Origin of the sequence: Synechococcus sp. MIT S9509 (assembly GCF_047303035.1) — a bacterium.
Taxonomy (GTDB): domain Bacteria; phylum Cyanobacteriota; class Cyanobacteriia; order PCC-6307; family Cyanobiaceae; genus Synechococcus_C.
Map to the genome: position 1 here is coordinate 1,835,072 of NZ_CP138940.1, position 24,113 is coordinate 1,859,184.

A 24,113-nucleotide genomic window follows, 5' to 3' on the forward strand; every position below is an offset into this window, starting at 1 on the left:
CGATCGTCGACCTTGGGTTCCTTCCCCATTGATGCACTTCTGCACGAGCTGTGCGCTCGCCTTCACAGCTCAGGAACACTGATCCTCAAGGCACCACCGGGGGCAGGCAAAACCACCCGAGTTCCTCTGGCATTGATTGGGGAACTGGTCAATGCACCGCGTGTCGAAGGCCGACTCCTGTTGATTGAGCCGCGACGACTGGCAACGAAGGCGGCAGCGACACGACTTGCTGCATCGATCTGCGAACCCGTGGGACAGCGAGTGGGCTACTCCGTTCGCAACGAGCAAAAGCGATCAGACGCCACGACCATCGAAGTCATCACTGACGGGTTGTTCCTGCGGCGTCTTCAGTCTCAGCCCGACCTGCCCGGAGTGGACATCGTGATCTTCGATGAATTCCACGAGCGCCGACGGGACAGTGACGTCGCCCTTGCACTTCTTCGGGAAGCACGACGCCTGCTCAGGCCTGATCTGAAGCTGCTGCTGATGTCTGCAACTCTGGAGCTGGAGGAGCTGAGTGCTCAGTTCGATGCAGCAGACACGCTCACCAGTGAGGGAAGAGCCTTCCCGGTGGAAACCTGCCACTGCCCTGCTCGCGACAAAGAGCCCCTCGAAGCTCATGTGTTGCGCGTGCTCGAACAGGAATTGATCGAGCTCGAACGCAGTCACCATGACGGCGGAAGTCCCCCCGGTGTGCTCGTTTTTCTACCCGGCGTGCGAGAGATTGAACGATGCCGACAGAGGCTGAACAGGGAGCAGCGGCTGGAGAACTGGCAGGTGCTGGCGCTGCATGGTCAGCTGTCTCTCAAACTGCAGTCCGAAGCACTCAAAGCCTGCAACAAACGCTGGAACGGACGCATCGTTCTGGCCACATCGATTGCGGAAAGTTCACTCACGCTGGATGGCATACGTCTCGTTGTGGATGCAGGGCTGAATCGCCACACGCGTTTTGATCCAGGCACCGGGATGGAAGGGTTGGTGACCGTACCAGCCAGCATGGCCAGCGCAGATCAGAGGCGGGGACGAGCGGGTCGACAGAGACCCGGCCGATGTGTACGCCTTTGGTCAGCGGCTGAAGAGCAACGCCGACCAGCGCAAGACCTTCCGGAGCTGCAACGGGCAGATCCACAACCCACCTTGCTTGACCTGGCGCAGTGGGGAGCTGGCCTGGGTGAAGAGCTCGACTGGCTGGAACCTCCCCCCCGACCACTGTTCCAGGAAGGGCAACAACAGCTGAAGCAGCTGAAACTGCTGACCGATCAGGGGCACATCACAGCGATGGGCCGACAAGTGGCAGCCTTCGGCATGCACCCAAGACTGGGACTGATGCTGATCCAGGCGAGGAATTGGGGACTGGAGGAGATGGCCTGCGATCTGGCTGCGTTGCTGAGTGAAAGGGATCTCCCGGGGGTCCGCGATCTCGGGTGTGACATCGGCCTCCGCCTCCAGCGTCTCAGAGATACAGAGCGATCAGATCATCACGATGTCCAGGATCTGCTGCTGCGGCAGAGCCGAAAGTGGCAAAGACAGTTGCGGACTGTCGAACCACAGGGGAGGCAGATGTTCTCGAGCGAAACCGAGGACTTCTGCGTCGCAAAGTTAATCGCCACGGCATTCCCCGAATGGCTGGCCCTGGCACGACCGGGGCGTGCAGGTTCGTTCCTTCTGCGCCAGGGGCGCGGGGCGGTTCTACCCAAGTCCGATCCGCTGAGCGGCGCCGAAGCCCTGGCCATCGCCCGGCTCGACCTCAAAGATCGAGATGCATGCATCCGCCTGGCGGTACCCATCAGCAGGCAGCATCTCGAGGATATGGCGAAAGAACAGGGGGAATGGAACGATCACGTTGTCTGGAACGACAGCCAGCAACGGATCAGCGGCGAGCGAGTGCTGAGCCTTGGTGCGATCGAATTGCAACGCCAGCAACTGCCACGCCCTTCAGCTGATCTGGTGAGCCATGCCTTGCTGCAGCGACTTCAGAACCATGGCCTCAATCTTCTGCCCTGGAATGAACGCTGCGAACAGCTGCGTCGGCGCCTTCAGATTGCCCACATTCATCTTGGAGCCCCATGGCCCAATCGCACACTTCAGGAACTGCAGAAAAGACCCGAACTTTGGATCAAGGAGGCCAGTCTGAACTGCAGCAGCTGGCAGGACCTGGACAGCCGGGAGCTGATTGAAGCGTTGTGGAATGATCTCCCCTGGGAAAGGCGCCGGGAGCTGGACAGATTGCTTCCTGAGCGGTTGAAGATTCCGAGCGGCAGAGAAGCCAGAGTGATTTACGGAGATGACGACGCAGTGCTCTCGGTGAAGCTGCAGGAGATGTTCGGCAGCAGCCAAGGACCGATCCTTCTCAACGGGGCACTGCCGGTAACCCTTGAACTGCTCTCCCCAGCTGGTCGTCCCCTCCAGCGCACCAGGGATCTTGCCGGCTTCTGGGCGGGCAGCTATCACGATGTGCGTCGTGAGATGCGCGGCCGCTACCCGAAACACCCCTGGCCGGAATCACCGATGACAGCCTTTCCGACTAGCAAGTCGAAGAAAAGGCCGTAATGTCGCATTCACGACAGGCAACAAAACTCCATTGTTTGTTACATTGGTTGAAGTCAAGGAACACGACCCATGTCTGACAACGCATCCCGCTTCGGCTTCGTCAACTTCGCTGAAACCTGGAATGGCCGGCTGGCCATGATGGGCTTCGTGATCGGCCTGGGTACCGAACTGCTCACCGGCCAGGGCATCCTGTCCCAGATTGGCCTCGGCTGACAGCGATAGAGGGCACTGCAAGCCCTGCATCCATGCAAACCCCATCGGCCTGCCGATGGGGTTTTTCAATGTCCGCCGTCACTGCGAGAGAGTACTTGAAGTTGTTCTCTGCCCTTGCCCCGTTTCTTCGCCGGCAACCGCCGCGATGGTGCCAGGTTGCTGAGCAGTGCACTGGTGTTTCTATCGATCGGGCTGACCCAGCTGGACCATCAGTGGGGGCGGATCCTCAGTGTCATTGCTGGTGCTGTCTGCATCTACTGGGGTTTCGCCTATCGCCGCCTTGATCGATAACGCCATCCCCAGCTACTCCGTCAAGGAGCTCAACAACGCAGTCGGCTCCCTGCTCGAGCGCGGTTTCGCCCCCCGTTTTCTGGTCCAGGGCAGTGCGTCCCGCCCCCAGATCAAAAAAGGACACCTCTGGGTGAACCTCACCGACGGGGAAGCAACCATCACGGTGGTCTGCTGGGCCTCACGGTTGAATCAGCTCGATTACGTCCCTGCAGACGGGGACGGCATCACGGTGATCGGAAAGCTGAATTTCTGGGCGGCTCGGGCCAGTCTCGCCGTACAGGCCATTGACATCCGCCCGAGTCTCTCCACCGTTGATCGACGCTTTGAAGCGGTTAAAGCACTGCTGTCATCAGAAGGGTTGATTGATCCAGCAGCGCGAAAAAGCCTGCCATTGATCCCTACCCGCATTGCGCTGTTGACGAGCGTGCCCAGTTCAGCCCTGGCGGACATGCTGAGAACCGCAAGCGAGCGATGGCCACTGGCTGAGCTACTTGTTGTTCCGATCCCTGTTCAGGGAGCAGTAGCTCAACAGATCAGTGCAGTGTTGGAACAAATCAACAAGGCTCAACCTCAGTTGAAGCTTGATGCTCTTGTGCTGGCCAGGGGGGGAGGCAGCCGTGAAGATCTTATGGTGTTCGACGACGAACAGGTCTGTCGAGCCATTGCCGCAATCTGCTTTCCGGTCGTGACAGGTCTGGGGCACGAAGACGACCTCACGGTGGCCGATCTTGTAGCTGATCACAGGGCTGCCACTCCAACAGCGGCAATCGTCAGCCTTTTTCCGAGTCGAGTCACAGCGTTGCAGACAGTCCGTCAGCAACGCTTGCAGCTGGTTCAACAACAACAGTGGCGTTTCAGACGAGAACAGGAACGGCTGAAGCAGAAGCAGCTACAGCTGCAAAGTGTTCATCCAGAAACCGTGCTGCAGCGCACCCGTCATCAGTTGCGCCAACGACAGCAACTACTCACGGCCCTCTCACCGGATCGATGGTTGAGCAGAGGTTTCGCCAGAGTGATGCAAGTGGACGGCACTGTGCTGGAGTCAGTGAAGGAAGCCAGGCCCAGCGACAATCTTGAGATTCATCTTCGAGACGGGCAGATCGGCGTGACTGTTCAAACCGTTCAGAACACTCTTGGACACACCTGACTCCGGACGAAAACCTCTGATTTGAAGCCAACGTCATCCTTTTTTCATGCCGAAAAAACCCCAAACGGTCAAGACCGAGTCACAGGAGACTTGGCGCAAGCAAGCAGAAACACTGAACTATGAAGAGGCGCTTCAGGCACTCGACCTCCTCTTGGCCAGGCTTCAGGACGAAGCTCTACCGTTATCCGAACTCCAGAACAGTTATCAACGGGCGGAGATTTACTTGAGTCGATGTGAACAACTTCTCAGTGAAACAGAACAGAATGTTCTTCAACTTAACCCCGATACATTGACCACAGAGACCTTCAAGCAGCGGAATGATGCGTAACATTCTGATCTGGAGCTACTTGCTTCTGGCCCTGCTCGGTGCCGTATTGCCCTGGCAAGCCAATCTGGAATTCATGCAGACGGGAACGGGCTCAGGCTTCGACCTCAGTGGCTTTATCAGGGATGCCAATCTGAATGCAGCATCACGATCCCTCAGCCGCGATCTGATCATCGGCGCCACTGCGTTCACCATCTGGATCGCCATTGAGGGTCGCCGTTTGCAGGTCAAGGGCTGGTGGATCACCCTGGTGTTGTGCGTGACCGTGTCGTTTGCCTGCGGCGGCCCCTTTTTCCTGCATTTGCGTGAACGCCGACTTGTGGAGCTTGAAAAGGAGGATCAACCGATCAATCCAGATAATGGATAAGCAGCTGAATCAGATCTAGCTCAGATTTCTACATCCTCTGCAGTGACGTCAATCGTGGCGGAACTTGCAGGAATCGAATCATCTTTAAATTGCGAAGTGGAGGTCTGCGATGTATCCACATTTGAGAAAGCAGATCCGCAGACAGCACAAACCGGGTTGGCCTGCAGGGAAGCCGAGCCGCAGTTGGGACAAACCTGCATTCGGCTTTGCAACACCCTCCAACCAATCCAACCAAGACCAGCCAGGAGCAGAGGAAGGGCGAGCAGAACAAGGGCTACTCCTCCGAGCACATCGATCAAAGCTCTGCCTACCGGTGTCGGCAACAACAGCAACAGGGCCATGAGCCAGACCAAAGGGGGCAGTCGACCCATATCACTCGGGACCCGGTGAATGAAGGATCTCCATAATCACTGATTAACGTCAGTCTTGGGCAAGCTAAATGAACGGATCACCGCCCTTCTTAATACGCATATTGGCCAACTCCACACTCCAGCACTGACCGAAATAAATCACTACACCGACCATCCAGATCCATAATGTCAGCACAAGAACCCCGCCGATAACGCCATAAGCCTGAAAGCGAGATCCGAGTGAAAAAATGCTTCGACTGACCGCAAGATTTAAAATTGTTAGCAAAAAGCCGATCAACAAGGAACCTGGGATCAGTGGCAAAAAAGGAACTTTCCTGCTGGGAAGCAGGAACTGCAACAACAAAGCCATTGCGGAAAATCCAAGAAAGGGAATCAACAAACGTCCAAATTGAAGCACTGGTAAATCCAGAAAAACATCAGCCAGCCATGGCACAGAGCGGAAAAATTCATCAAGAAAAGCTGCCGGAACCATTCGCAGATTGGCACTGATTTGATCAACAACGACGAGAAGACCAATCAGAATCACGACAAAAAAAGCTTCAACCCGCACCCGCACAAAACGATAAGCCTGCACTCCGAACGGCAATGCATCAGGCAAAGGCTGCAAAACATCACGCCATAAACGATCGGCTCCTCGCTGCAGGGTCAGATAAACATTCCCAGCAGTGACAAGCAAAACAACGGCGCCCAGAAGGCCAGCTCCGAATCGCTGAGAAACAAGTTGCTGGAGAGTCTGACGGATAATTTCAATGGCTGGAGATGGCAGCACACCACTGGCGTAGGCCAGTATTTGTTCGTCAAGATTCTGCTGCCTGCCTAAAAACCAGGAGGCAACTGATAATGAGATCACCAGAATCGGAAAGATTGACTGAAGCGTGTAGTACGCAAAAGCAGCACTGAGATCTACGCAATCCGAAGAAACCCAACGCAAATAAGCCCTCCAAAGAGAGCGGCAAATTTGACGAATCGACAGCCCTTGTGCCATGAAATCCGCCAGTGTTATGAATCCAAACTAGCGCGTCAGGGTACAAAAAAAGCCACCCTCTCCTGGGTGGCTTTCTTCGTATCACTGATGTGATTGGAATGTTTTACCTGGCATCGAGCTATTTTCTCAGGGGGCTACCCCCCAAATATCGTCGCCGCTGCTGCGTTTCACAACCGAGTTCGAGATGGATCGGAGTGGTTCCACAACGCTATGGACACCAGGATAGAAAACATTCCCAAGGTTGAACCCTGAGAACTGCATAGGACATCACCAATGATTTTCATCATCAATGATGCATCTGTTTTGAATAAAACGTCGCCTCAGGCAAGAACCAAATCATGGTCAAGCCCTCGGTCTATTAGTACTCCTCCGCTGCATCCATTACTGGACTTCCACGTAGAGCCTATCAACGGGTGTTCTTCCCGTGACCTTACTGGGTTACCCCATGGGAATACTCATCTTGAGGTGGGCTTCCCACTTAGATGCTTTCAGCGGTTATCCACTCCGCACATGGCTACCCAGCGTTTACCGTTGGCACGATAACTGGTACACCAGAGGTGCGTTCCTCCCGGTCCTCTCGTACTAGGGAGAAATCCTCTCAATATTCCTACGCATACACCGGATATGGACCGAACTGTCTCACGACGTTCTGAACCCAGCTCGCGTACCGCTTTAATGGGCGAACAGCCCAACCCTTGGGACCGACTTCAGCCCCAGGTTGCGATGAGCCGACATCGAGGTGCCAAACCTCCCCGTCGATGTGAACTCTTGGGGGAGATCAGCCTGTTATCCCTAGAGTAACTTTTATCCGTTGAGCGACGGCCCTTCCACTCAGAACCGTCGGATCACTAAAACCGACTTTCGTCCCTGTTCGACTTGTAGGTCTCACAGTCAAGCTTCCTTCTGCTTTTGCACTCGTCAGCTGATTTCCAACCAGCCTGAGGAAACCTTTGTGCGCCTCCGTTACCTTTTAGGAGGCGACCGCCCCAGTCAAACTGCCCACCTGATACTGTCCGCTCCCCGGATAACGGGTGAACGTTAGAACCCTAGCTCTGAAAGAGTGGTATCTCACCATTGACTCCCTAGTACCCACAAGCACTAGATCAACGTCTCCCACCTATCCTGCGCATTCAGAGCCCGGGCACAATACCAAGCTACAGTAAAGCTTCATAGGGTCTTTCTGTCCGGGTGTATGTAGTCCGCATCTTCACAGACAATTCTATTTCGCCGAGCCTCTCTCCGAGACAGCGCCCTGATCGTTACGCCTTTCGTGCGGGTCGGAACTTACCCGACAAGGAATTTCGCTACCTTAGGACCGTTATAGTTACGGCCGCCGTTCACCGGGGCTTCAGTCGCCAGCTTCGCTTACGCTGACCGGCTTCCTTAACCTTCCGGCACTGGGCAGGCGTCAGCCCCCATACATCGTCTTGCGACTTAGCGGAGACCTGTGTTTTTGGTAAACAGTCGCCAGGGCCTTTTCACTGCGACCACCTTGCGGTGGCACCCCTTCTCCCGAAGTTACGGGGCTAATTTGCCGAGTTCCTTAGAGAGAGTTACCTCGCGCACCTCGGTATTCTCTACCACCCCACCTGTGTCGGTTTCGGGTACTGGCAGTTATGCCTTAACGGGTATAGAGCTTTTCTTGGAAGCATGACATCACCGACTTCGCTGCCGTAGCAGCTCGTACTCACGCCTCAGCTCGGAGCGTTTTCGCCGCTCCTCATAGCCTCGAACGCTTGAACCAGTAACCAACGTCTGGCTCGGCTAGCCTTCTCCGTCCCTCTTCCCAAAACATAACCGGTACAGGAATGTTGACCTGTTATCCATCGACTACGCCTTTCGGCCTGACCTTAGGACCAGACTAACCCTCCGCGGACGAGCCTGCCGGAGGAACCCTTAGGGTTTCGGTGCATGGGATTCTCACCCATGTTTTCGCTACTCAAGCCGACATTCTCACTTCTATGCAGTCCACGCCCGCTCACGCTAACGCTTCGCCCCACATAGAACGCTCCCCTACCATAAATCCGCAGCTTCGGTACAACGCTTAGCCCCGTTCATTTTCGGCGCAGGATCGCTCGACCAGTGAGCTATTACGCACTCCTTTGAGGATGGCTGCTTCTAGGCAAACCTCCTGGTTGTCTGGGCAATCCCACCTCCTTTATCACTTAGCGTTGATTTGGGGACCTTAGCTGGCGGTCTGGGCTGTTTCCCTCTCGACCATGGAGCTTATCCCCCACAGTCTGACTGCCTCGCTACACACAGGGTATTCAGAGTTCATCTCGATTTGGTACCGCTCTCGCAGCCCGCACCGAAATGGTGGCTTTACCCCCCTGCTGGAGCACGAGACGCTACGCCTCAACGTATTTCGGGGAGAACCAGCTAGCTCCGGGTTCGATTGGCATTTCACCGCTAACCACAGCTCATCCAGTGACTTTTCAACGTCAGTTGGTTGGGACCTCCACTTGGTATCACCCAAGCTTCATCCTGGCCATGGTTAGATCACCCGGGTTCGGGTCTATAAACACTGACAAACGCCCTATTCAGACTCGCTTTCGCTGTGGCTCCACCATTTCCGGTTTAACCCGCCAGTGCCTATAAGTCGCCGGCTCATTCTTCAACAGGCACACGGTCACCCGATAAGTCGGGCTCCCATTGCTTGTAAGCTCACGGTTTCATGTTCTATTTCACTCCCCTCCCGGGGTTCTTTTCACCTTTCCCTCGCGGTACTGTTTCGCTATCGGTCACACAGTAGTACTTAGCCTTACGAGGTGGTCCTCGCGGATTCACACGGAATTTCACGTGCTCCGTGCTACTCGGGATACAGCTAGGTCAGTTCAGTTTTCGTGTACGGGGCTTTCACCCTCTTTGGCGTGTCTTTCAAACACTTCCACTAACATCCCTTTTCCACATTGCTGTCCCACAACCCCGATGGTCGAAACCATCGGTTTAGGCTCTTCCCCGTTCGCTCGCCGCTACTCAGGGAGTCGTTTTTACTTTCCTTTCCTCCAGCTACTAAGATGTTTCAGTTCGCTGGGTTGGCTCGTGCCAGCCTATGGATTCAGCTGGCCGTTCTAAGGGTTGCCCCATTCGGAAATTCCCGGATCAAAGCGTGTTTCCAGCTCCCCGAGACTTATCGCAGGTAACCACGTCCTTCATCGCCTCTGTGTGCCAAGGTATCCGCCGTGAGCTCTTTGTAGCTTGACCATTCATCTCCAAAACGCTTGCTGTTGTTGAAACAGATTCTGAATGATTCATGACTGAATTATTCATCAAACTCCTGATTGCTCGACACAATCAGAAGAACGTCATGGAGTCTCGGCTCTTGCTCAAGAATTGACATCATCCTAAAAAAGAATGATGCATCCATGAGAGATGCTTTATTCTTACAGACTTTTTCCTATGCAGTTGTCAAGGTTCTGCTAGACATCAAACTGATCAATCAGTTCGAGCCCAGCATCTTATCAACCAAAACATCGTGATAAATCACGTCATTTCGGAATGACAGGAAGCTGGGGTCATGCCAGCGGACACATCTAAATCACATCTCCTCGAGTTCACCTTCCATCTTTCAGACGATGGAGATTGAGTTCGATCAGTGGAGGTTAGGAGACTCGAACTCCTGACATCCTGCTTGCAAAGCAGGCGCTCTACCAACTGAGCTAAACCCCCAACACCGAATGGGCCATCCTGGACTTGAACCAGGGACCTCACCCTTATCAGGGGTGCGCTCTAACCACCTGAGCTAATGGCCCAGGAAGACTCAACCCTTGTGGGATGTGACCTAGACAAAGTTTAGGAACTGAAAATCTCCATCAAGCAATTCATATCGCTATGCATTCTTGATTTCAAAATTGAGGTACCGATCGACCTAAGGTGACAGGATTTCGGCCTAAGAATTAAGTACTCAGACATCAAAATCAATGTTTGTCTCCCTGTTAGGAGGTGATCCAGCCGCACCTTCCGGTACGGCTACCTTGTTACGACTTCACCCCAGTCATCAGCCCCACCTTCGACGTCCTCCTCCACAAGGGTTGGAGTAACGGCTTCGGGCGTGGCCAACTTCCATGGTGTGACGGGCGGTGTGTACAAGGCCCGGGAACGTATTCACCGCAGTATGCTGACCTGCGATTACTAGCGATTCCTCCTTCACGTAGGCGAGTTGCAGCCTACGATCTGAACTGAGCCACGGTTTATGAGATTTGCTTGTCCTCGCGAACTTGCTGCTCTTTGTCCGTAGCATTGTAGTACGTGTGTAGCCCAGGATGTAAGGGGCATGATGACTTGACGTCATCCACACCTTCCTCCGGTTTATCACCGGCGGTCTCTCTAGAGTGCCCAACTAAATGCTGGCAACTAAAGACGTGGGTTGCGCTCGTTGCGGGACTTAACCCAACATCTCACGACACGAGCTGACGACAGCCATGCACCACCTGTCACTGCGTTCCCGAGGGCACTCTCTCGTTTCCAAGAGATTCGCAGGATGTCAAACCCTGGTAAGGTTCTTCGCGTTGCATCGAATTAAACCACATACTCCACCGCTTGTGCGGGCCCCCGTCAATTCCTTTGAGTTTCACACTTGCGTGCGTACTCCCCAGGCGGAACACTTAACGCGTTGGCTACGACACCGAGGGGGTCGATTCCCCCGACACCTAGTGTTCATCGTTTACGGCCAGGACTACAGGGGTATCTAATCCCTTTCGCTCCCCTGGCTTTCGTCCATGAGCGTCAGTTATGGCCCAGCAGAGCGCCTTCGCCACTGGTGTTCTTCCCGATATCTACGCATTTCACCGCTACACCGGGAATTCCCTCTGCCCCTACCACACTCAAGCCCAACAGTTTCCACTGCCATGATGGAGTTAAGCTCCACGTTTTAACAGCAGACTTGAAAGGCCGCCTGCGGACGCTTTACGCCCAATAATTCCGGATAACGCTTGCCACTCCCGTATTACCGCGGCTGCTGGCACGGAATTAGCCGTGGCTTATTCCTCAAGTACCGTCAGATCTTCTTCCTTGAGAAAAGAGGTTTACAGCCCAGAGGCCTTCATCCCTCACGCGGCGTTGCTCCGTCAGGCTTTCGCCCATTGCGGAAAATTCCCCACTGCTGCCTCCCGTAGGAGTCTGGGCCGTGTCTCAGTCCCAGTGTGGCTGATCATCCTCTCAGACCAGCTACTGATCGATGCCTTGGTGAGCTCTTACCTCACCAACTAGCTAATCAGACGCGGGCTCATCCTCAGGCGAAATTCGTTTCACCTCTCGGCATATGGGGTATTAGCGGCCGTTTCCAGCCGTTATCCCCCTCCTGAGGGCAGATTCCCACGCGTTACTCACCCGTCCGCCACTAACCCGAAGGTTCGTTCGACTTGCATGTGTTAAGCACGCCGCCAGCGTTCATCCTGAGCCAGGATCAAACTCTCCGTTGTAGATCAAGTCCTCTCGAAAATTTTCATTTCCTCAACCTGATTTGCTTTTCCCGCTCACTCAGCACTGGCGCACTGGTTGCAGTAAAAACCACCTTCCTCTGACAGAAGGGTTCATAAGAGTGCACTAAGAATCTCTCCTTCGTGACTTTCCAGGATCTCAGATCCGGTTGTTGCTCCACAACATGCACACCGACAAATTCAAAAGCTCGTGAAAACTTTCAACTCTGTAAGCACGTTGCTTCCTTGCAACTAAAATTGTTGACGGGACCTCACACTTACATCGCATTATCATCAAGCTCAATTACTCAACTTTGCAGCTCAGTAATCAAAACTCGACGCGATGAAAGCGTCAGTTCCTAAACTTTTCGATTGTCCAGGTTCTGCCGACGCGTTCCCTCTCAGGAGCGGTTGGCGGTGCGGCCTCGCGACCGCTTGTGAAACTTACAACACCGTGGGATCTCTCCCTCCCGGCCTCGTAAGCACCCCCAAACATTACAAGCTCGCGCTCTTCATGTTCAGAAGCTGCGCTCCAGGCTTCCGCCTGCCGCGCAGTCCAAAAACATAGCTCACTATTGCCCCAATACGCAACTGGTCAGCCAGTCAGGGAAGCAGCAAAGACTCTCCCCAGGGCCTGAGACGGTCAAGTTCAGCCTGCGAGCTCGCTGCGAGCACTGGAAAGCTGACCTCGGAAAGATCCTCTCCAGGAGTCAGCATCGCCGGATCCTGGTCAAGCCACTGCAAAGAACAGTTCAGTTCGGTGAGAACGAGCCAGGCAGCTGCAAGATCCCAGATCTTTGGTGTTGCTTCCAGCGCTGCGACGGTCTGCCCCATGGCCACGCTGACCAGGTTCACACTGGCAACACCAAGCAGGCGGATTTTGCCTGGGAAAGGATCCTGATGACGGCGCTGCAGCACTCTGATCGCACGACTGCAGAGCGACACGCAGGCACTGCCTGACTGCAGACGGGTCTGTGGAGTCAGAGGTTTGCCATTGCGCCATGCTCCTTGACCACGGATCGCCACGATGCGTTGATTCAGGGGTGGAATATCGAGAAAAGCCTCAGTGGGCTGGCCATCGACAAAACGTGCCACTGAAATCGCCCAGTAAGGAATTCCGGCAGCGAAGTTGGTGGTGCCGTCAAGGGGATCGACAACCCAGAAGCCCGAAGAGGTAGGACAGCGCTTCTCCCCTTCCTCGCTGAGAGTGAATTCACCGGGAGCAAGCTTGGAGAGCCCTTCCACCAGAACCTGATCACTCCAGCGGTCACAAGCGGTGATCAAGGACCCATCCTCCTTGATATCAGAAACGATGTGACCGAAATCCTGTCTCTGCCGTTCCGCAACCCTGTCGAGTAGCTGATGGACGGCGCGCAACTGCTGAGGGTTCAGGAATCTCGAAGTCAACGTCTAGCCGTCATGATCAGGATCCCAGCAGGGAGGCTTCACAAGCTGGGAAGTTGGGTTCAGGAACGATCGGAACAACTTCGGAAGCTGATGGTTGAGGCTTGTCCCCAGGCAGATTCAAAGGTGGGCAGGACGCAACCTGATCAAGGCCTGTGAATCGCCTTAGTTTGGCTACAGAAACGTTGTAGTCAGCAATCGCGCTGACATAGCGAACCTGCGCGTTGGTGACATCCCTTTGAGTTTCAACCACTTCACGCTGTGTAGTCACACCCGCCTGGAAGCGCAACCTGGCCAGGCGCAGCGCTTCTTGAGAAGAGAGCACTTCTCTGGCAGTGGTACGAATCGAAGCTTGTCTGTCACGCAGATTGAAGAAGCTTTGCTCCACTTCAAAACGAATTTCACCTCTGCGAGTAGCAAAGTCATAGGTACTGGCTTCAGCTTTCTGCTTGTTGCGCCTGTATTCGGCACGAGCGCGACCACCATCGAAAACATTCCAACGTGCTGAAAGCCCAACGGCATTGTCGAAACTCCAGCCATAAGCATCGGTATTTACAGGTGGTTCTGATGTCCCCCCCTTGAAACGCCTGGTCTGAAAATTGTTGTAAATGCTGAGAACAGGCTGCACTGCAGCAAGAGCACGATTGGCATTGCTGTTATTGATCGAGATATCAAGTATGAGTTGATCAAGCTCTTCCCTGAACGCATAGGCAGCGATGATGCTCTCCTGAAGGGAAGGCTCCCAGACACCCAAAACCCTTGCAGGCGTGGCGGCGGTGGGAGTCACATCTTGAGGGAGATCAATAATCTTTGCCAATTCTCTGCGAGCACGGGACTGAAAATTCAATTCTCGAGTCAACAGGTCTCTGTCTCGAGCAAGTTGAGTTTCCGCCTCCAACACTTCAAGCTTGGTGGCAACACCCGCCTGAAAACGAGCCCGTGCGTCTCGCAGGCTGACCAGTGAAGCAGCAACTGACTGCTTGCCAACGTTGACAGTTTCATCGCGTTCCTGCAGTCGGATATACGCTTCGGCTGTTTGAAGACGAAGATCTCTTAAGGAAATCAAATACGAATCACGAGCCCTTTCAAAGAGATCGCGAGCCGCGGCTATTTCAGGCACACGGCCTGGATCAATCAATTTCCAATTAAGTTGTGCTGAAAAATTGGCGGAAGTGATCTCAGTTCTGGTGAGGCGTCCATCTTCAACCTCAAGATCGGTGAAGGGGTTCACAAAATCTGATTGATTGGAATCTGATTGATTGAAACCTGATTGATTGGAATCCGATCTCTGTGAATCAGATCGACTGGAGTTAAACCTCTGTGATTCACCCGCCAGATACTGGGGGAGACCATTGGCACTGAGATTGAGATTGGGATACCAACTTGAAATTGCCGCTCGCAGGCTCGACTTGGCCTGCTGCACTTCGAGAGCGACAGCTTTCAGATTGGGATTATTGACTTCAGCAAGTCGTTCGACTTCAGCCAGTGTGAGCGGTCTGAGCTCACGAATTCGAACCTGATCAGGCTGATTGGGCAAGGCAAGACTCGGCGGCGCCTGGAGCCCATCGAGCGTTTCGGGCAAGGTTGTTGCCGCTGGGGGAAGCAGGGAAGGATCCGCCTGTGGCCTGGATCCTTTCAGATCAATGGCATTGGGGAGGGTGTTCTGATCAATCAGCGACGAGCCATTGTCTGCGGAGACATCAGAAGGCTCCTGAGCTAGAGCACTTGCTGCGATGTCGACGGGCACCATGCCTGCAATCAGAAGAAGGCTTGCAGCAGTCCGACGCACATCAAATACCGAGCTTGGCGGAGTTTAGGTGGTTTTCTCCGGATCTCCGAGCACAGCAGCCACGATGTCAGCTGCTCCATGCACGATTCGAATGGGGACAGGAAGCTGTGCCTGAACCTGATCCAAGGTCATGTCATCCAGAAACACAGGCTGCCCCTGCCGCAACATCACCGATGGCAAAAGCAACTGATCACCCAGGTCCTGATCCTTGAGGCCATCCAGCAGATCCTGGCCAGTCAGCAGCCCGGTGACCACCTGATCCTGCCCCCAGTAGGGACTGGGTAGACCATGCATTCGCAAGCTGACGCCTTCAATCCTGTTCAAACGTTTGGTCACGGTCTCAAGAGCCCGGTCCACAAGTCGCCCGACAACCCAGCTGCTGCGCAGCGGCTCAGCGACACGCTCAGGGAGTGATTCGGTGGCCTCATCCAGGGATTCGAGAAACGCTCGAATCGTTCCCACACCATTTTCCTGTTGAGGGAGATCCTCGTAGCTGCAGCGAGGTGGCAAGGCACGGCCTGCGATCAGGTACCACTCATCCGACAACCAGACAAATCGACTGCCGAAGCGCTCCTGGAATTCAGCCTGGAGAGGTTCCACCGCATCAATCACCCGCTCGGCATCCTCCGGAGTGACCGCTCGCAATCCATCGCCCGGAGGTCGGAAACGTGTCAGGCCCACCGGTACAACAGCAGCTGACAGCACGGCAGGCCACTCAACACCTGCAAACCCGGCAAGATCCCGAAGAGTGTTCAGCAGTGCTTCGCCATCGTTGAGTCCTGGACACACCACAACCTGGGCATGGATCTGCAGATCCCTCTGAGCGAACCACTTCAGCTGCTCCAACAGCCTCCCGGCTCTTGGATTCTCGAGAAGAGTGGAGCGCAGATCGGGATCGGTGGCATGCACCGAAACGAACAGCGGTGTCAGCCTTTGCTGCTCAATCCGGTCCCAGTCGGAATCACTGAGGTTGGTGAGAGTGAGATAGGAGCCGTAGAGAAAACTGAGTCGATAGTCATCGTCCTTGAGATAGAGACTGTCGCGATGACCCGGTGGCTGTTGATCAATGAAACAGAAAGGGCAGCGGTTGGTGCACTGGCGAAGGCCATCAAACAGGGCTTCCGTAAAAGCAAGACCGAGCCCGTCATCGGCATCTTTTTCCAGCTCCACGCAGTGCAGCTCACCGGCGCTGTCACGAACTTCGAGCGTCAGCTCCTCATCAACGATGAGATATCGGTAATCAATGAGATCGCGAGGACGCACACCATTGATGCTCAGCAGTTGATCCCCGGGCTCGAATCCCAGTTCCTCTCCGATTGAACCTGCCTCGACGGAAGCCACCACCGCAGGCTCTGGCTGCCGAGAAGGACTCGCGGGATCCAGAGCTGTGACAGCAACCCCTGCGGAGGGCTCATTCCACACAGCGAGCAGTCGACTGTTATCAGTTTGAGCCTGCGCCGGACCACCACACCAGCAGCAACACGCCAAACAGGAGTCGATAGATCACAAAAATCCAGGTGCTGTGACGCTGCAGGTACTTCAGCAGCCAGTCGATGGCCAGCCAGGAGACCACTGCAGCGGAGAGGATTCCGAGCAACAGCGGCAACGCGCCGCCTGGGCTGGGCTGGCTGAAGGCGTCCTTCAGTTGCACGAACCCCGCCAGGGTGATGGCTGGGATGCCCAGCAGAAAGGAGAAACGGGCTGCATCCGGTCGCTTCCAACCATCAAATAATGATGCGGTGAGCGTGCTTCCAGACCGGGACACTCCAGGAATCAGTGCAAGCACCTGAGCGAGACCGACCACAAGACCATCACGCCCCTGAACCTGGTCAAGCCGTTTGAGACGCGGGCCCAGCTGCTCGGCCAGGGCCAGCAGCAACGCCATCACGATCGACACAACTGCGATTACCGGTTCGCTGCGCAGTGGCGACGTTTCGTAGCCGGGCCAGAACATCTTGATGCCAAGCCCCACCACCAGGATCGGCAGGGTGCCAATGGCCATGGCAATCCCGAGGCGGGCTTCCGGTTCTCGCCACTGACCTCTCGTGAGTGCACCGCTGATTCCCCTCCAGACCCCCAGGAGGTCGTCGCGAAAATAGCCAATGACAGCGACGATGCTGCCCAGCTGGATCACTGCAGTGGCGGACACGCCCGGGTCCTCCCAACCGGCGAGTGCGGGCACCACCTTCAGATGAGCCGTGCTGCTGATGGGCAGAAACTCAGTGAGCCCCTGCACAACACCCAACACGACATTTCTCCAGATGGCCTCGAAAAGCCCGGGATCTGACACCTCTGACGTCCTGAACGAAGGCTCCAGGACGCTATCGCCGGATCCAACATCCAATGACATCAGCGACCTCACAAAAACCCTCAACCAGGCGGAAATCTTCTAAGGTCACATTCCTTTCTTCACATCCGGGTGGGAGTGGACCGTTGTTCAGTGGGCTGATACGCAACCAGGCCTTCGCTGAGCCGGTTCAGCCGCTCTCCCTGGGGCGCATAAGTCTGCCCTTCTGGGCATCGGCATTGGTCGTGCTGCCAGTGTTCATTCAGGCTCCATGGGTTCGCATTCAACCGTTCACCTCCTGCCTGTTCGGCCTGGTGCTCCTCGGTGTGGGAGTGATCACCAATGCGATCGCACCCAGGAAAGGTCAGGACTTCGGGGCACTGCTGGTCGGATTCAGTGGCAGCTGGTTGGCCGGCAGCCTTTTCTGGGGATGGTTGGCGAGTCATCCACTGCTGCATGTTCCGGTTGAGGCCTTCGCACTGCCTCTGGCAATCACCGGTCTGCAGACGCGCTGGCGGCTTGGCTGTGCCTTTTATCTCGCATCTTTACTGGGAACGGCCTTCACCGACCTGGCCATGGCACTCACTGGCGTCATGGGGCTCTGGCCTGCAGTGATTGCTGCTTCCCCCACAGAAGCAACTGTTCTCCTGCAAGATGCTGCCGTCTGTGTGCTGAGGCCAAGTTCTCTCTTAACGGTCTCTGCTGCAGGCTTGATCATTCTTCAGCTGGTTCAGTACTGCAGACATCGCAGCATTCTTTCTGCTTCGACTGACAAGGCCTGGAGTATTGCTGCAGCGGTGTTATTCACAACTCTTTTAGTCGACGGCTTATTCCTGTCGTTGTCGTTGTTCGCGCCGGAACTGAGCGGACTGGTCTGAAACGAACTGCAAAAAACTGCGACTGCTCGCAACAGTTCCGGGCGATGGCACTTGTAAGGTTTGGAGATCGGCATCGCCGGTAATCATCCCGTTCCGATCCTCAAGACGGAGAGTTCCATGAAGCGTCTGCTGTCCTGGCTTACAGGCATTCTTGTGATGGCAGGTCTGCTGATGGGCCTGTTGCTACCCGCGAGCGTTCAGGCTGCTGACATCCGCAACGTGGCCGACGACAAGATCGCCGAGCGTGGCGAAAAGGTGGATCTGAACAATTCCTCTGTGCGTCGGTTTCAGCAGTTCCCTGGTATGTATCCCACCCTCGCCGGCAAAATTGTTCTGGGTGGCCCCTACGAGAGTGTTGATGACGTTCTCTCCCTGGATCTGACCGACCGCCAGAAAGAGCTATTCGACAAATACCGTGAGAACTTCACCGTTACGGAACCGTCGATAGCTCTCAACGAAGGATTCGACCGGATCAACGATGGGCAGTACCGCTGAGGCAGTTTTCTGAAAACGCCGATCTCCACTGATTGGAATGCCTGGATTGCGGTGAAACCGCCGGATAACCCGGCGGTTTTTTGGTGGTGAAATGAAACCCTATGACCCTGGCAGCGAACCCATTCCCTCAGGTCCTTGGGACGTGGTGGTGGTAGGCGCCGGGGCCGCAGGCCTGATGACCTGTCTTGAACTGCCCGCCGGACTTCGAGTGCTGCTGGTCAATCGCAACACCAGCAGGCGTTCATCGAGCCGATGGGCTCAAGGCGGAATCGCTTCAGTGACGCGTCGGGATGACAACAGCGACAGCCATGCGATAGACACCATCCACGCCGGTGCCGGCCTCTGCGACGGTGATTCCGTTCGCTTTCTTGTTGAACAGGCACCGCAGTGCGTCGACAGGCTGCTCGAGCTGGGGATGGATTTCGACCGGAACAGCGACGGGAGTCTGGCCACCACACTCGAGGCTGCCCACAGCCATCATCGCGTGCTGCATGTCCAGGACCGAACCGGCCATGCGCTGGTCGATGTGCTGCGACAGCGCGCCGAGCAAAGGCCTGGGTTACTGCATCGCAGGGGTGTTCGCGTCAGCCAGCTCTGGGTGGAGAACGGACGGTGCTGCGGTGTGCAGGTTCTGGATGGGTTCAGGCTGCAATGGATCCGAGCCAGAGCAGTGATCCTGGCCACCGGAGGCGGGGGTCACCTTTACACCAACACCACCAATCCCGCCCAAGCCGCGGGGGAGGGAATCGCCCTGGCCTGGGCTGCCGGGGCCGCGGTTGAAGATCTCGAGTTTGTCCAGTTTCATCCCACTGCACTGAAGCTTCCTGGAGCTCCCTGTTTTCTGATCTCAGAAGCAGTTCGCGGAGAAGGAGCAAGACTTGTGGACGCAGCCGGGAACAGTCCGGTCAATCAACTTCCAGGAGCTGATCTTGCGCCCAGAGACCAGGTCAGTCGTGCACTGTTGAAATGCATGCGCCTCCAGGGCGTCGACCACGTCGGTCTGGACCTTTCAGGAATTCCTCGCGACCAGGCTGAGCGCCGATTCCCAACCATTCTGGAGCGATGCCGCAACCACAATCTCAATCCTCTTCAGCAACCAATTCCAGTGGCTCCTGCAGCCCATTACTGGATGGGAGGCGTGGCAACCGATCTCAATGCCGCCACATCACTGCCAGGCCTTTACGCAGTGGGAGAGGTGGCCTGCACCGGTCTGCACGGTGCCAATCGTCTGGCCAGCAACTCACTGATGGAATGCCTGGTTTTTGCTCGCCAACTGGGAGCGATCGACCTGCCAGCTGTTTCAGCTGCCGACAAGCACTGGAAAACTCGGGGACACAGCATCAGCACCACTCAGACCAATGCCCGCAGCAACACCGGTATGGGCGAATTAACGCGCAAAATCGCGAATTTGAGAGAACAGTGCTGGGACGTGGCTGGGGTCAATCGCTCCAGAGTCGGGATGCAGACACTGCTGAAGTTGACCACAAAAGCAATGAACCCTCTGGAGCAGGAGGAGCTCCTGTGCATGGTCAACCAACAGTCCCATCAGCAACTTCTGGAGCTTGAGGAGCCCAGCCGCCAGGAGCTGAACCTCTTGCTTGATCTTGCCCATCGCCAGCGCACCACTGCACTGCTTCTGGAAGCCTGTCTGTTCAGAACCGAAAGTCGCGGAGGGCACTTCCGCAGTGATGCTCCCAGTTGCCTTCCCCAATGGCGTCGACACAGTCGGCAGCTCAGAGGAGAAGGAATCAAGACCCGCTGCGTCACTGAATAACCAGCACGCTGTGCGGACAAACTGTGCAGAAGCAGACGGCGGATGAAGGCACTCAGAAGTTGTTGTCTCCCTTGAAGCCGGAGAGATCAGCCAGTGTTTTCAGATCCTTCACACCCGAATCAAGCTTGCCGTTGATCTCCCAGGTGGGAAAACCTTCAATCTTTTTGCTCTGGCAGAGGGCGCGTTGGCTGTTTTGACCATCCTCCGCACATTCAATGACGGTGAGCTTGCTGGAAGCCTCCTGACCGAAGTCCTCCTTCTGCTCATGACAATGAGGGCACCAGTAGGCGCTGTACATAACAGCTCCCGTTGCGGTGAGATGTTCTGCAAGAGCAACTTTCGCCGGTGAGCTTGCTGTGGTGACCACAGGAGGCGCACCGGAACCGGGCATGGCCGCTTCCGGCCGTTCAGGGTCAAGAACCGAAGCCCAGATGAGACTGCCCAGCAGCACAGCCAGCGCCAGCAGAACGCCACGGAACACAAGCTGGGAGAAGTCGTCCCATCCACCACCGATCACGGCAAGGATCAGCAGCAGAACCGACAGCACTGCCGACAGCACGCAGAAGAAACAGAAGGCCTGGATCTTGAAGACCATCAGGCCCAGCAACACCATGCTGAAAACAGCCATTCCGAGGGACACGGTGAAGAGCCCCCACCAGCTCCGGCGGGAGAGATCGTTGCGATTGTCCGCCAGGCCGGAAAGCAACGGCACGAGGGCCATCACCAGAACGGCGAGATAGGCCAGCAAACCGACGAAGGAGAGCGGAATGCTGAAGGCATTTGTCAGAGAAAGGGTGCCCCAGGGGCTATTGAGGACCTTGTCACACCCGTCAGCGCCCACCGGGCAGGTGAGATTGCCGATCATCCCCCAGCGTTCAAGGGTGATCGAACCGGTGTCGATCACCCCCACGGTCGCCAGCACCGCCATGCCGATACGCGCCCATTTGAAACCCTGGTCCTGACGACGTCGGCTGGTGAGTCGGGTGGTGCCCATGCGCACTGAACTGATTTCTGAAATTTTGGCAGGCATCAGCACGAGATTTATGGTGATGATTGATCCGCAGTGCCCATGTCCCCGGACCAACTTCCCGGCAGCGGCATGGCCAGCACGAGGCCGACCGTTGCTTTCGCCCATCTGGGATGCGAAAAGAACCGGGTTGATACCGAACACATGCTCGGCCTGCTGACACGAGCCGGCTATGGCGTCAGCAGCGATGAAAGCGACGCCAACGTGGTGGTGGTCAACACCTGCAGCTTCATCCAGGAAGCGCGTGAGGAATCGGTCCGCACACTCGTTGGCTTAGCGGAACAAGGCAAGGAACTGATCATCGCCGGCTGCCTGGCACAGCATTTTCAGGAGGAGCTGCTCGATTCCCTGCCCGAAGCCAAAGCCATCGTGGGGACAGGCGATTACCAGCACATTGTGGAGGTGCTGGAACGGGTTGAAGCCGGAGAACGCGTCAATCGAGTCAGCAAGAACCCGACGTTTGTCGGCGACGAAACACTGCCGAGATACCGCACCACTGGAGAAGCGGTTGCCTATCTCAAAGTGGCTGAAGGCTGTGACTATCGCTGCGCGTTCTGCATCATTCCGCATCTGCGCGGCAATCAGCGATCAAGGACGATCGAATCGATCGTTGCAGAAGCCCATCAACTGGCTGAGCAGGGTGTTCAGGAACTGATTCTGATCAGCCAGATCACCACCAATTACGGGCTGGACATCTACGGGCGCCCTCGCCTTGCAGACCTGCTCAGGGCCCTGGGTGAGGTGGAGATTCCCTGGATCCGGGTGCATTACGCCTACCCGACAGGCCTGACCGCTGAAGTGATCTCGGCTTACAGGGATGTCCCCAATGTTCTTCCATACCTCGACCTGCCCCTCCAGCACAGCCATCCCAAAGTGCTGAGAGCCATGAATCGTCCCTGGCAGGCGGATGTGAACGAACGACTGATGCATCAGTTAAGGGAGCAGTTACCGGATGCCGTGATGCGCACCACGCTGATCGTGGGCTTTCCCGGTGAAACGGAAGAGCAGTTCGAGCACCTGGCTGGGTTCCTTGAGAGTCAGCGCTTCGATCATGTGGGGGTTTTCACTTACTCAGCGGAGGAGGGAACCGCCGCGGCCAAGCTCCCGAATCCGGTGCCAGCTGAGATTGCCACCGCCAGAAAAGATCGGCTGATGACGCTGCAACAACCGATCTCTGCCGAAGCCAACACCCGCTGGGTGGGGCGAACCGTTGATGTGCTGATCGAACAACACAACCCACGAACCGGAGCCATGATCGGGCGCTGTGCCCGATTCGCTCCTGAAGTCGATGGCGAAGTGCAGGTGCAGCCCCGCGCGGATGGCCTGCAAGCCGGGCCGGGGACCATGGTGCCGGTTCGGATCAATGGAGCAGACATCTATGACCTGAGAGGCGAAATCGTGGGTGCCACCGAAATGGTGGCTTCCGCTCGCACCAGCCAGTGAGCAACACGTCATCGCATGAGCGCCAACGTCTCATCTTCCTGATCGCTTCAGGGTTGAGCACTGCCGGTTCCTTTGCAGGTCTCACCGCCAAGGGCTGGATCCTGATGGATGAAACCAAGGAACCCATGGTGCTGGCTCTGCATTTCGCCGCACTTTCACTGCCAACCATGCTGGTGAGCGGACCAGCCGGCGTAAGGACCGATCGTGTTGGCTGCAAGCGGGTGTTGATCCAGGCACAGTGGGCACTTCTTGGAGCCGGCCTGTTGGGGGCTTTCTCCATTCCAGTGCTTGATGGACAGCCACAGGTCCTGATGCTGCTGGCCAGCACCTTGCTGGTGGGAATCGCCGGGGCCTATGAACTCACTGCTCGCAATAAATACTGCGCTCTGCTGGTCGATGACAACTCCGAACTGGCGCCTTTTCTGACGAGCTTCTCGGTGGTCTTCAACGTCGGGAAACTGGTGGGACCACTCCTGGGCGGTTTACTGATCACACTCACAGGACCGGCCACGGCACTCACTCTGGATGCGGCGACTTATCTGATGCCGATCGCCAGTGTGATCTGGTTGCTGCATCCGAGAACGGAACTTGAAATGCGCAGTGCTCCCGGCGAAAAGGCATCGCTGCGGGTGGCCTGGCGGGAATGCGGCAGCAGCTTGCGACACGTGCTGATGTTCACAGGCCTGATGTGCGTGGTTGGTTTCTTCCACCCGGGACTCGGCCCTTTGATCGCCGCCCGAGAGCTGGGTGATGCGCCGATGGACCTTGCAGTATTCACAAGCGTTCTGGCCCTTGGAAGCATCGCTGGGGGACTGCTTCTGCAACGCAACAGCCATCGTTTCTGCAGAAGGCCCTCACTGACTCTGGCCGGTTTTGCGCTGGTGACTGCCGTGGCTCAGCTCGGCATGGCGATTGGAGGAGATGCTTCCTTCTTGCTCACGATGACGCTGCTGATCGGTGCCGGAACCGCGGGGCTGCTGAGCAGCAGCAACCTGATCACTCAGGTTGGCTCCAGCCAGGCCCTGCGTGGACGGATGGCCGGCCTTGGACAGATTGCCTTTCTTGGCGGCGGCGGCATCAGTGGTCTGATCGCCGCAGTTCTGACTGACACCATGGGGCTTCAGGCAACGTTTGCCATCAGTGGCACCCTTGGAGTCGTTCTGGCGCTGCTTGAGATCTGGCGCCGCGGTGGAACAGTCCTGAACGAAGTCAGATCAGTTTGATCCGGCGAAGCACAAAACTGATCGTCACAGCGGTGGTGAGTCCGGCTCCGATCAGACCCAGGTAGATGAGGACGCCCATGCCTGTCACAGATTGCAGCACCCATTAGATCAGAGATCTGGTCTGGAA

Annotated in this window: 19 protein-coding genes, 2 tRNA genes and 3 rRNA genes; 11 read left to right on the forward strand and 13 right to left on the reverse strand. The window is 56.1% G+C overall.

Annotated features, from left to right (window positions below; translation table 11 throughout):
- The first annotated feature begins 12 nt into the window (after positions 1 to 12).
- The 6 genes from hrpB to SIB73_RS10645 all read left to right on the forward strand — a co-directional run bounded on the left by hrpB (position 13) and on the right by SIB73_RS10645 (position 4,893).
- Entirely contained in the window at positions 13 to 2,550 is a 2,538-nt protein-coding gene (hrpB, locus tag SIB73_RS10620; RefSeq protein WP_413405273.1) for an ATP-dependent helicase HrpB, read from the forward strand.
- A 69-nt stretch (positions 2,551 to 2,619) separates the two neighbouring features.
- Positions 2,620 to 2,763: a chlorophyll a/b-binding protein gene (locus SIB73_RS10625; protein ID WP_066911871.1), complete on the forward strand. Its 144-nt coding sequence runs from the start codon at positions 2,620 to 2,622 to the stop codon at positions 2,761 to 2,763.
- A 114-nt stretch (positions 2,764 to 2,877) separates the two neighbouring features.
- Positions 2,878 to 3,054, forward strand: coding sequence for a hypothetical protein (locus tag SIB73_RS10630; RefSeq protein WP_170953712.1), 177 nt, complete (start codon positions 2,878 to 2,880; stop codon positions 3,052 to 3,054).
- Positions 3,044 to 4,201: an exodeoxyribonuclease VII large subunit gene (xseA, locus tag SIB73_RS10635; RefSeq protein WP_413405271.1), complete on the forward strand. Its 1,158-nt coding sequence runs from the start codon at positions 3,044 to 3,046 to the stop codon at positions 4,199 to 4,201. Before SIB73_RS10630 ends, xseA begins: the two co-directional genes overlap by 11 nt.
- 46 nt (positions 4,202 to 4,247) lie before the next feature.
- The gene (xseB, locus tag SIB73_RS10640) at positions 4,248 to 4,529 is read left to right on the forward strand and encodes an exodeoxyribonuclease VII small subunit (protein ID WP_413405269.1); all 282 of its coding nucleotides are present in this window, start codon (positions 4,248 to 4,250) and stop codon (positions 4,527 to 4,529) included.
- Positions 4,522 to 4,893 carry a DUF2834 domain-containing protein gene (locus tag SIB73_RS10645; RefSeq protein ID WP_413406265.1) on the forward strand — a complete coding sequence of 124 codons (372 nt, stop codon included), beginning with the start codon at positions 4,522 to 4,524 and terminating at the stop codon, positions 4,891 to 4,893. Before xseB ends, SIB73_RS10645 begins: the two co-directional genes overlap by 8 nt.
- Positions 4,894 to 4,913: 20 nt before the next feature.
- Here SIB73_RS10645 and SIB73_RS10650 read toward each other — a convergent pair whose 3' ends face one another.
- From SIB73_RS10650 to SIB73_RS10700, 11 genes are all read right to left on the reverse strand, one after another.
- Complete coding sequence (locus SIB73_RS10650; RefSeq protein ID WP_413405267.1) at positions 4,914 to 5,264, reverse strand: hypothetical protein; 351 nt, start codon at positions 5,262 to 5,264, stop codon at positions 4,914 to 4,916.
- A gap of 64 nt (positions 5,265 to 5,328) precedes the next feature.
- Positions 5,329 to 6,249: a YihY/virulence factor BrkB family protein gene (locus SIB73_RS10655; RefSeq protein WP_413405265.1), complete on the reverse strand. Its 921-nt coding sequence runs from the start codon at positions 6,247 to 6,249 to the stop codon at positions 5,329 to 5,331.
- Positions 6,250 to 6,354: 105 nt separating this feature from the next.
- Positions 6,355 to 6,471: ribosomal RNA gene (gene rrf, locus SIB73_RS10660) — 5S ribosomal RNA — on the reverse strand.
- Between the two features lie 116 nt (positions 6,472 to 6,587).
- Positions 6,588 to 9,453 (reverse strand): 23S ribosomal RNA (locus SIB73_RS10665).
- Positions 9,454 to 9,845: 392 nt separating this feature from the next.
- Positions 9,846 to 9,918 (reverse strand) — tRNA-Ala (locus SIB73_RS10670).
- A gap of 9 nt (positions 9,919 to 9,927) precedes the next feature.
- Positions 9,928 to 10,001, reverse strand: a tRNA-Ile gene (locus SIB73_RS10675).
- A 183-nt stretch (positions 10,002 to 10,184) separates the two neighbouring features.
- Positions 10,185 to 11,669: ribosomal RNA gene (locus SIB73_RS10680) — 16S ribosomal RNA — on the reverse strand.
- The 16S, 23S and 5S rRNA genes sit together here with 2 tRNA genes alongside, the layout of an rRNA operon.
- 600 nt (positions 11,670 to 12,269) lie before the next feature.
- Positions 12,270 to 13,073: an inositol monophosphatase family protein gene (locus SIB73_RS10685; protein WP_413405263.1), complete on the reverse strand. Its 804-nt coding sequence runs from the start codon at positions 13,071 to 13,073 to the stop codon at positions 12,270 to 12,272.
- Between the two features lie 16 nt (positions 13,074 to 13,089).
- Positions 13,090 to 14,859 carry a TolC family protein gene (locus SIB73_RS10690; RefSeq protein ID WP_413439599.1) on the reverse strand — a complete coding sequence of 590 codons (1,770 nt, stop codon included), beginning with the start codon at positions 14,857 to 14,859 and terminating at the stop codon, positions 13,090 to 13,092.
- 24 nt (positions 14,860 to 14,883) lie between these two features.
- Positions 14,884 to 16,281: a TIGR03279 family radical SAM protein gene (locus SIB73_RS10695; protein WP_413406263.1), complete on the reverse strand. Its 1,398-nt coding sequence runs from the start codon at positions 16,279 to 16,281 to the stop codon at positions 14,884 to 14,886.
- 19 nt (positions 16,282 to 16,300) lie between these two features.
- Positions 16,301 to 17,209: an undecaprenyl-diphosphate phosphatase gene (locus SIB73_RS10700; RefSeq protein WP_413405259.1), complete on the reverse strand. Its 909-nt coding sequence runs from the start codon at positions 17,207 to 17,209 to the stop codon at positions 16,301 to 16,303.
- An 83-nt stretch (positions 17,210 to 17,292) separates the two neighbouring features.
- On the opposite strand from SIB73_RS10700, the gene SIB73_RS10705 reads away from it, so the two are divergent.
- The 3 genes from SIB73_RS10705 (at position 17,293) to nadB (ending at position 20,293) form a co-directional block, all read left to right on the forward strand.
- Complete coding sequence (locus SIB73_RS10705; protein ID WP_413405257.1) at positions 17,293 to 18,024, forward strand: DUF3120 domain-containing protein; 732 nt, start codon at positions 17,293 to 17,295, stop codon at positions 18,022 to 18,024.
- Between the two features lie 117 nt (positions 18,025 to 18,141).
- Positions 18,142 to 18,519, forward strand: coding sequence for a photosystem II complex extrinsic protein PsbU (gene psbU / locus SIB73_RS10710; protein WP_413405255.1), 378 nt, complete (start codon positions 18,142 to 18,144; stop codon positions 18,517 to 18,519).
- Between the two features lie 91 nt (positions 18,520 to 18,610).
- On the forward strand, positions 18,611 to 20,293 hold the full coding sequence (gene nadB / locus SIB73_RS10715; protein WP_413405253.1) for an L-aspartate oxidase: 1,683 nt from the start codon (positions 18,611 to 18,613) through the stop codon (positions 20,291 to 20,293).
- A 52-nt stretch (positions 20,294 to 20,345) separates the two neighbouring features.
- Here nadB and SIB73_RS10720 read toward each other — a convergent pair whose 3' ends face one another.
- Positions 20,346 to 21,287, reverse strand: a complete 942-nt coding sequence (locus tag SIB73_RS10720; protein WP_413405251.1) for a vitamin K epoxide reductase family protein — start codon at positions 21,285 to 21,287, stop codon at positions 20,346 to 20,348.
- A 75-nt stretch (positions 21,288 to 21,362) separates the two neighbouring features.
- On the opposite strand from SIB73_RS10720, the gene rimO reads away from it, so the two are divergent.
- Positions 21,363 to 22,763: a 30S ribosomal protein S12 methylthiotransferase RimO gene (gene rimO / locus SIB73_RS10725; RefSeq protein WP_413405249.1), complete on the forward strand. Its 1,401-nt coding sequence runs from the start codon at positions 21,363 to 21,365 to the stop codon at positions 22,761 to 22,763.
- A complete protein-coding gene (locus SIB73_RS10730; protein ID WP_413405247.1) occupies positions 22,760 to 23,986 on the forward strand; it encodes an MFS transporter in 1,227 nt (408 codons plus the stop codon). Before rimO ends, SIB73_RS10730 begins: the two co-directional genes overlap by 4 nt.
- On the opposite strand, the gene SIB73_RS10735 is transcribed toward SIB73_RS10730, so the two are convergent.
- Positions 23,973 to 24,065 carry a cytochrome B6 gene (locus tag SIB73_RS10735; protein WP_413405245.1) on the reverse strand — a complete coding sequence of 31 codons (93 nt, stop codon included), beginning with the start codon at positions 24,063 to 24,065 and terminating at the stop codon, positions 23,973 to 23,975. The two genes, SIB73_RS10730 and SIB73_RS10735, sit on opposite strands and share 14 nt — an antisense overlap.
- Positions 24,066 to 24,113 lie beyond the last annotated feature (48 nt).

Excerpts from the sequence above, each read along its gene's own strand:
- SIB73_RS10645 (WP_413406265.1), top strand. The coding sequence starts at position 4,522 with ATGCGTAACATTCTGATCTGGAGCTACTTGCTTCTGGCCCTGCTCGGT.
- SIB73_RS10650 (WP_413405267.1), bottom strand. The coding sequence starts at position 5,264 with ATGGGTCGACTGCCCCCTTTGGTCTGGCTCATGGCCCTGTTGCTGTTG.
- SIB73_RS10655 (WP_413405265.1), bottom strand. The coding sequence starts at position 6,249 with ATGGCACAAGGGCTGTCGATTCGTCAAATTTGCCGCTCTCTTTGGAGG.
- xseB (WP_413405269.1), top strand. The coding sequence starts at position 4,248 with ATGCCGAAAAAACCCCAAACGGTCAAGACCGAGTCACAGGAGACTTGG.
- SIB73_RS10735 (WP_413405245.1), bottom strand. The coding sequence starts at position 24,065 with ATGGGCGTCCTCATCTACCTGGGTCTGATCGGAGCCGGACTCACCACC.
- rimO (WP_413405249.1), top strand. The coding sequence starts at position 21,363 with ATGTCCCCGGACCAACTTCCCGGCAGCGGCATGGCCAGCACGAGGCCG.
- psbU (WP_413405255.1), top strand. The coding sequence starts at position 18,142 with ATGAAGCGTCTGCTGTCCTGGCTTACAGGCATTCTTGTGATGGCAGGT.
- SIB73_RS10625 (WP_066911871.1), top strand. The coding sequence starts at position 2,620 with ATGTCTGACAACGCATCCCGCTTCGGCTTCGTCAACTTCGCTGAAACC.
- SIB73_RS10700 (WP_413405259.1), bottom strand. The coding sequence starts at position 17,209 with ATGTCATTGGATGTTGGATCCGGCGATAGCGTCCTGGAGCCTTCGTTC.
- SIB73_RS10720 (WP_413405251.1), bottom strand. The coding sequence starts at position 21,287 with ATGGGCACCACCCGACTCACCAGCCGACGTCGTCAGGACCAGGGTTTC.
- nadB (WP_413405253.1), top strand. The coding sequence starts at position 18,611 with ATGAAACCCTATGACCCTGGCAGCGAACCCATTCCCTCAGGTCCTTGG.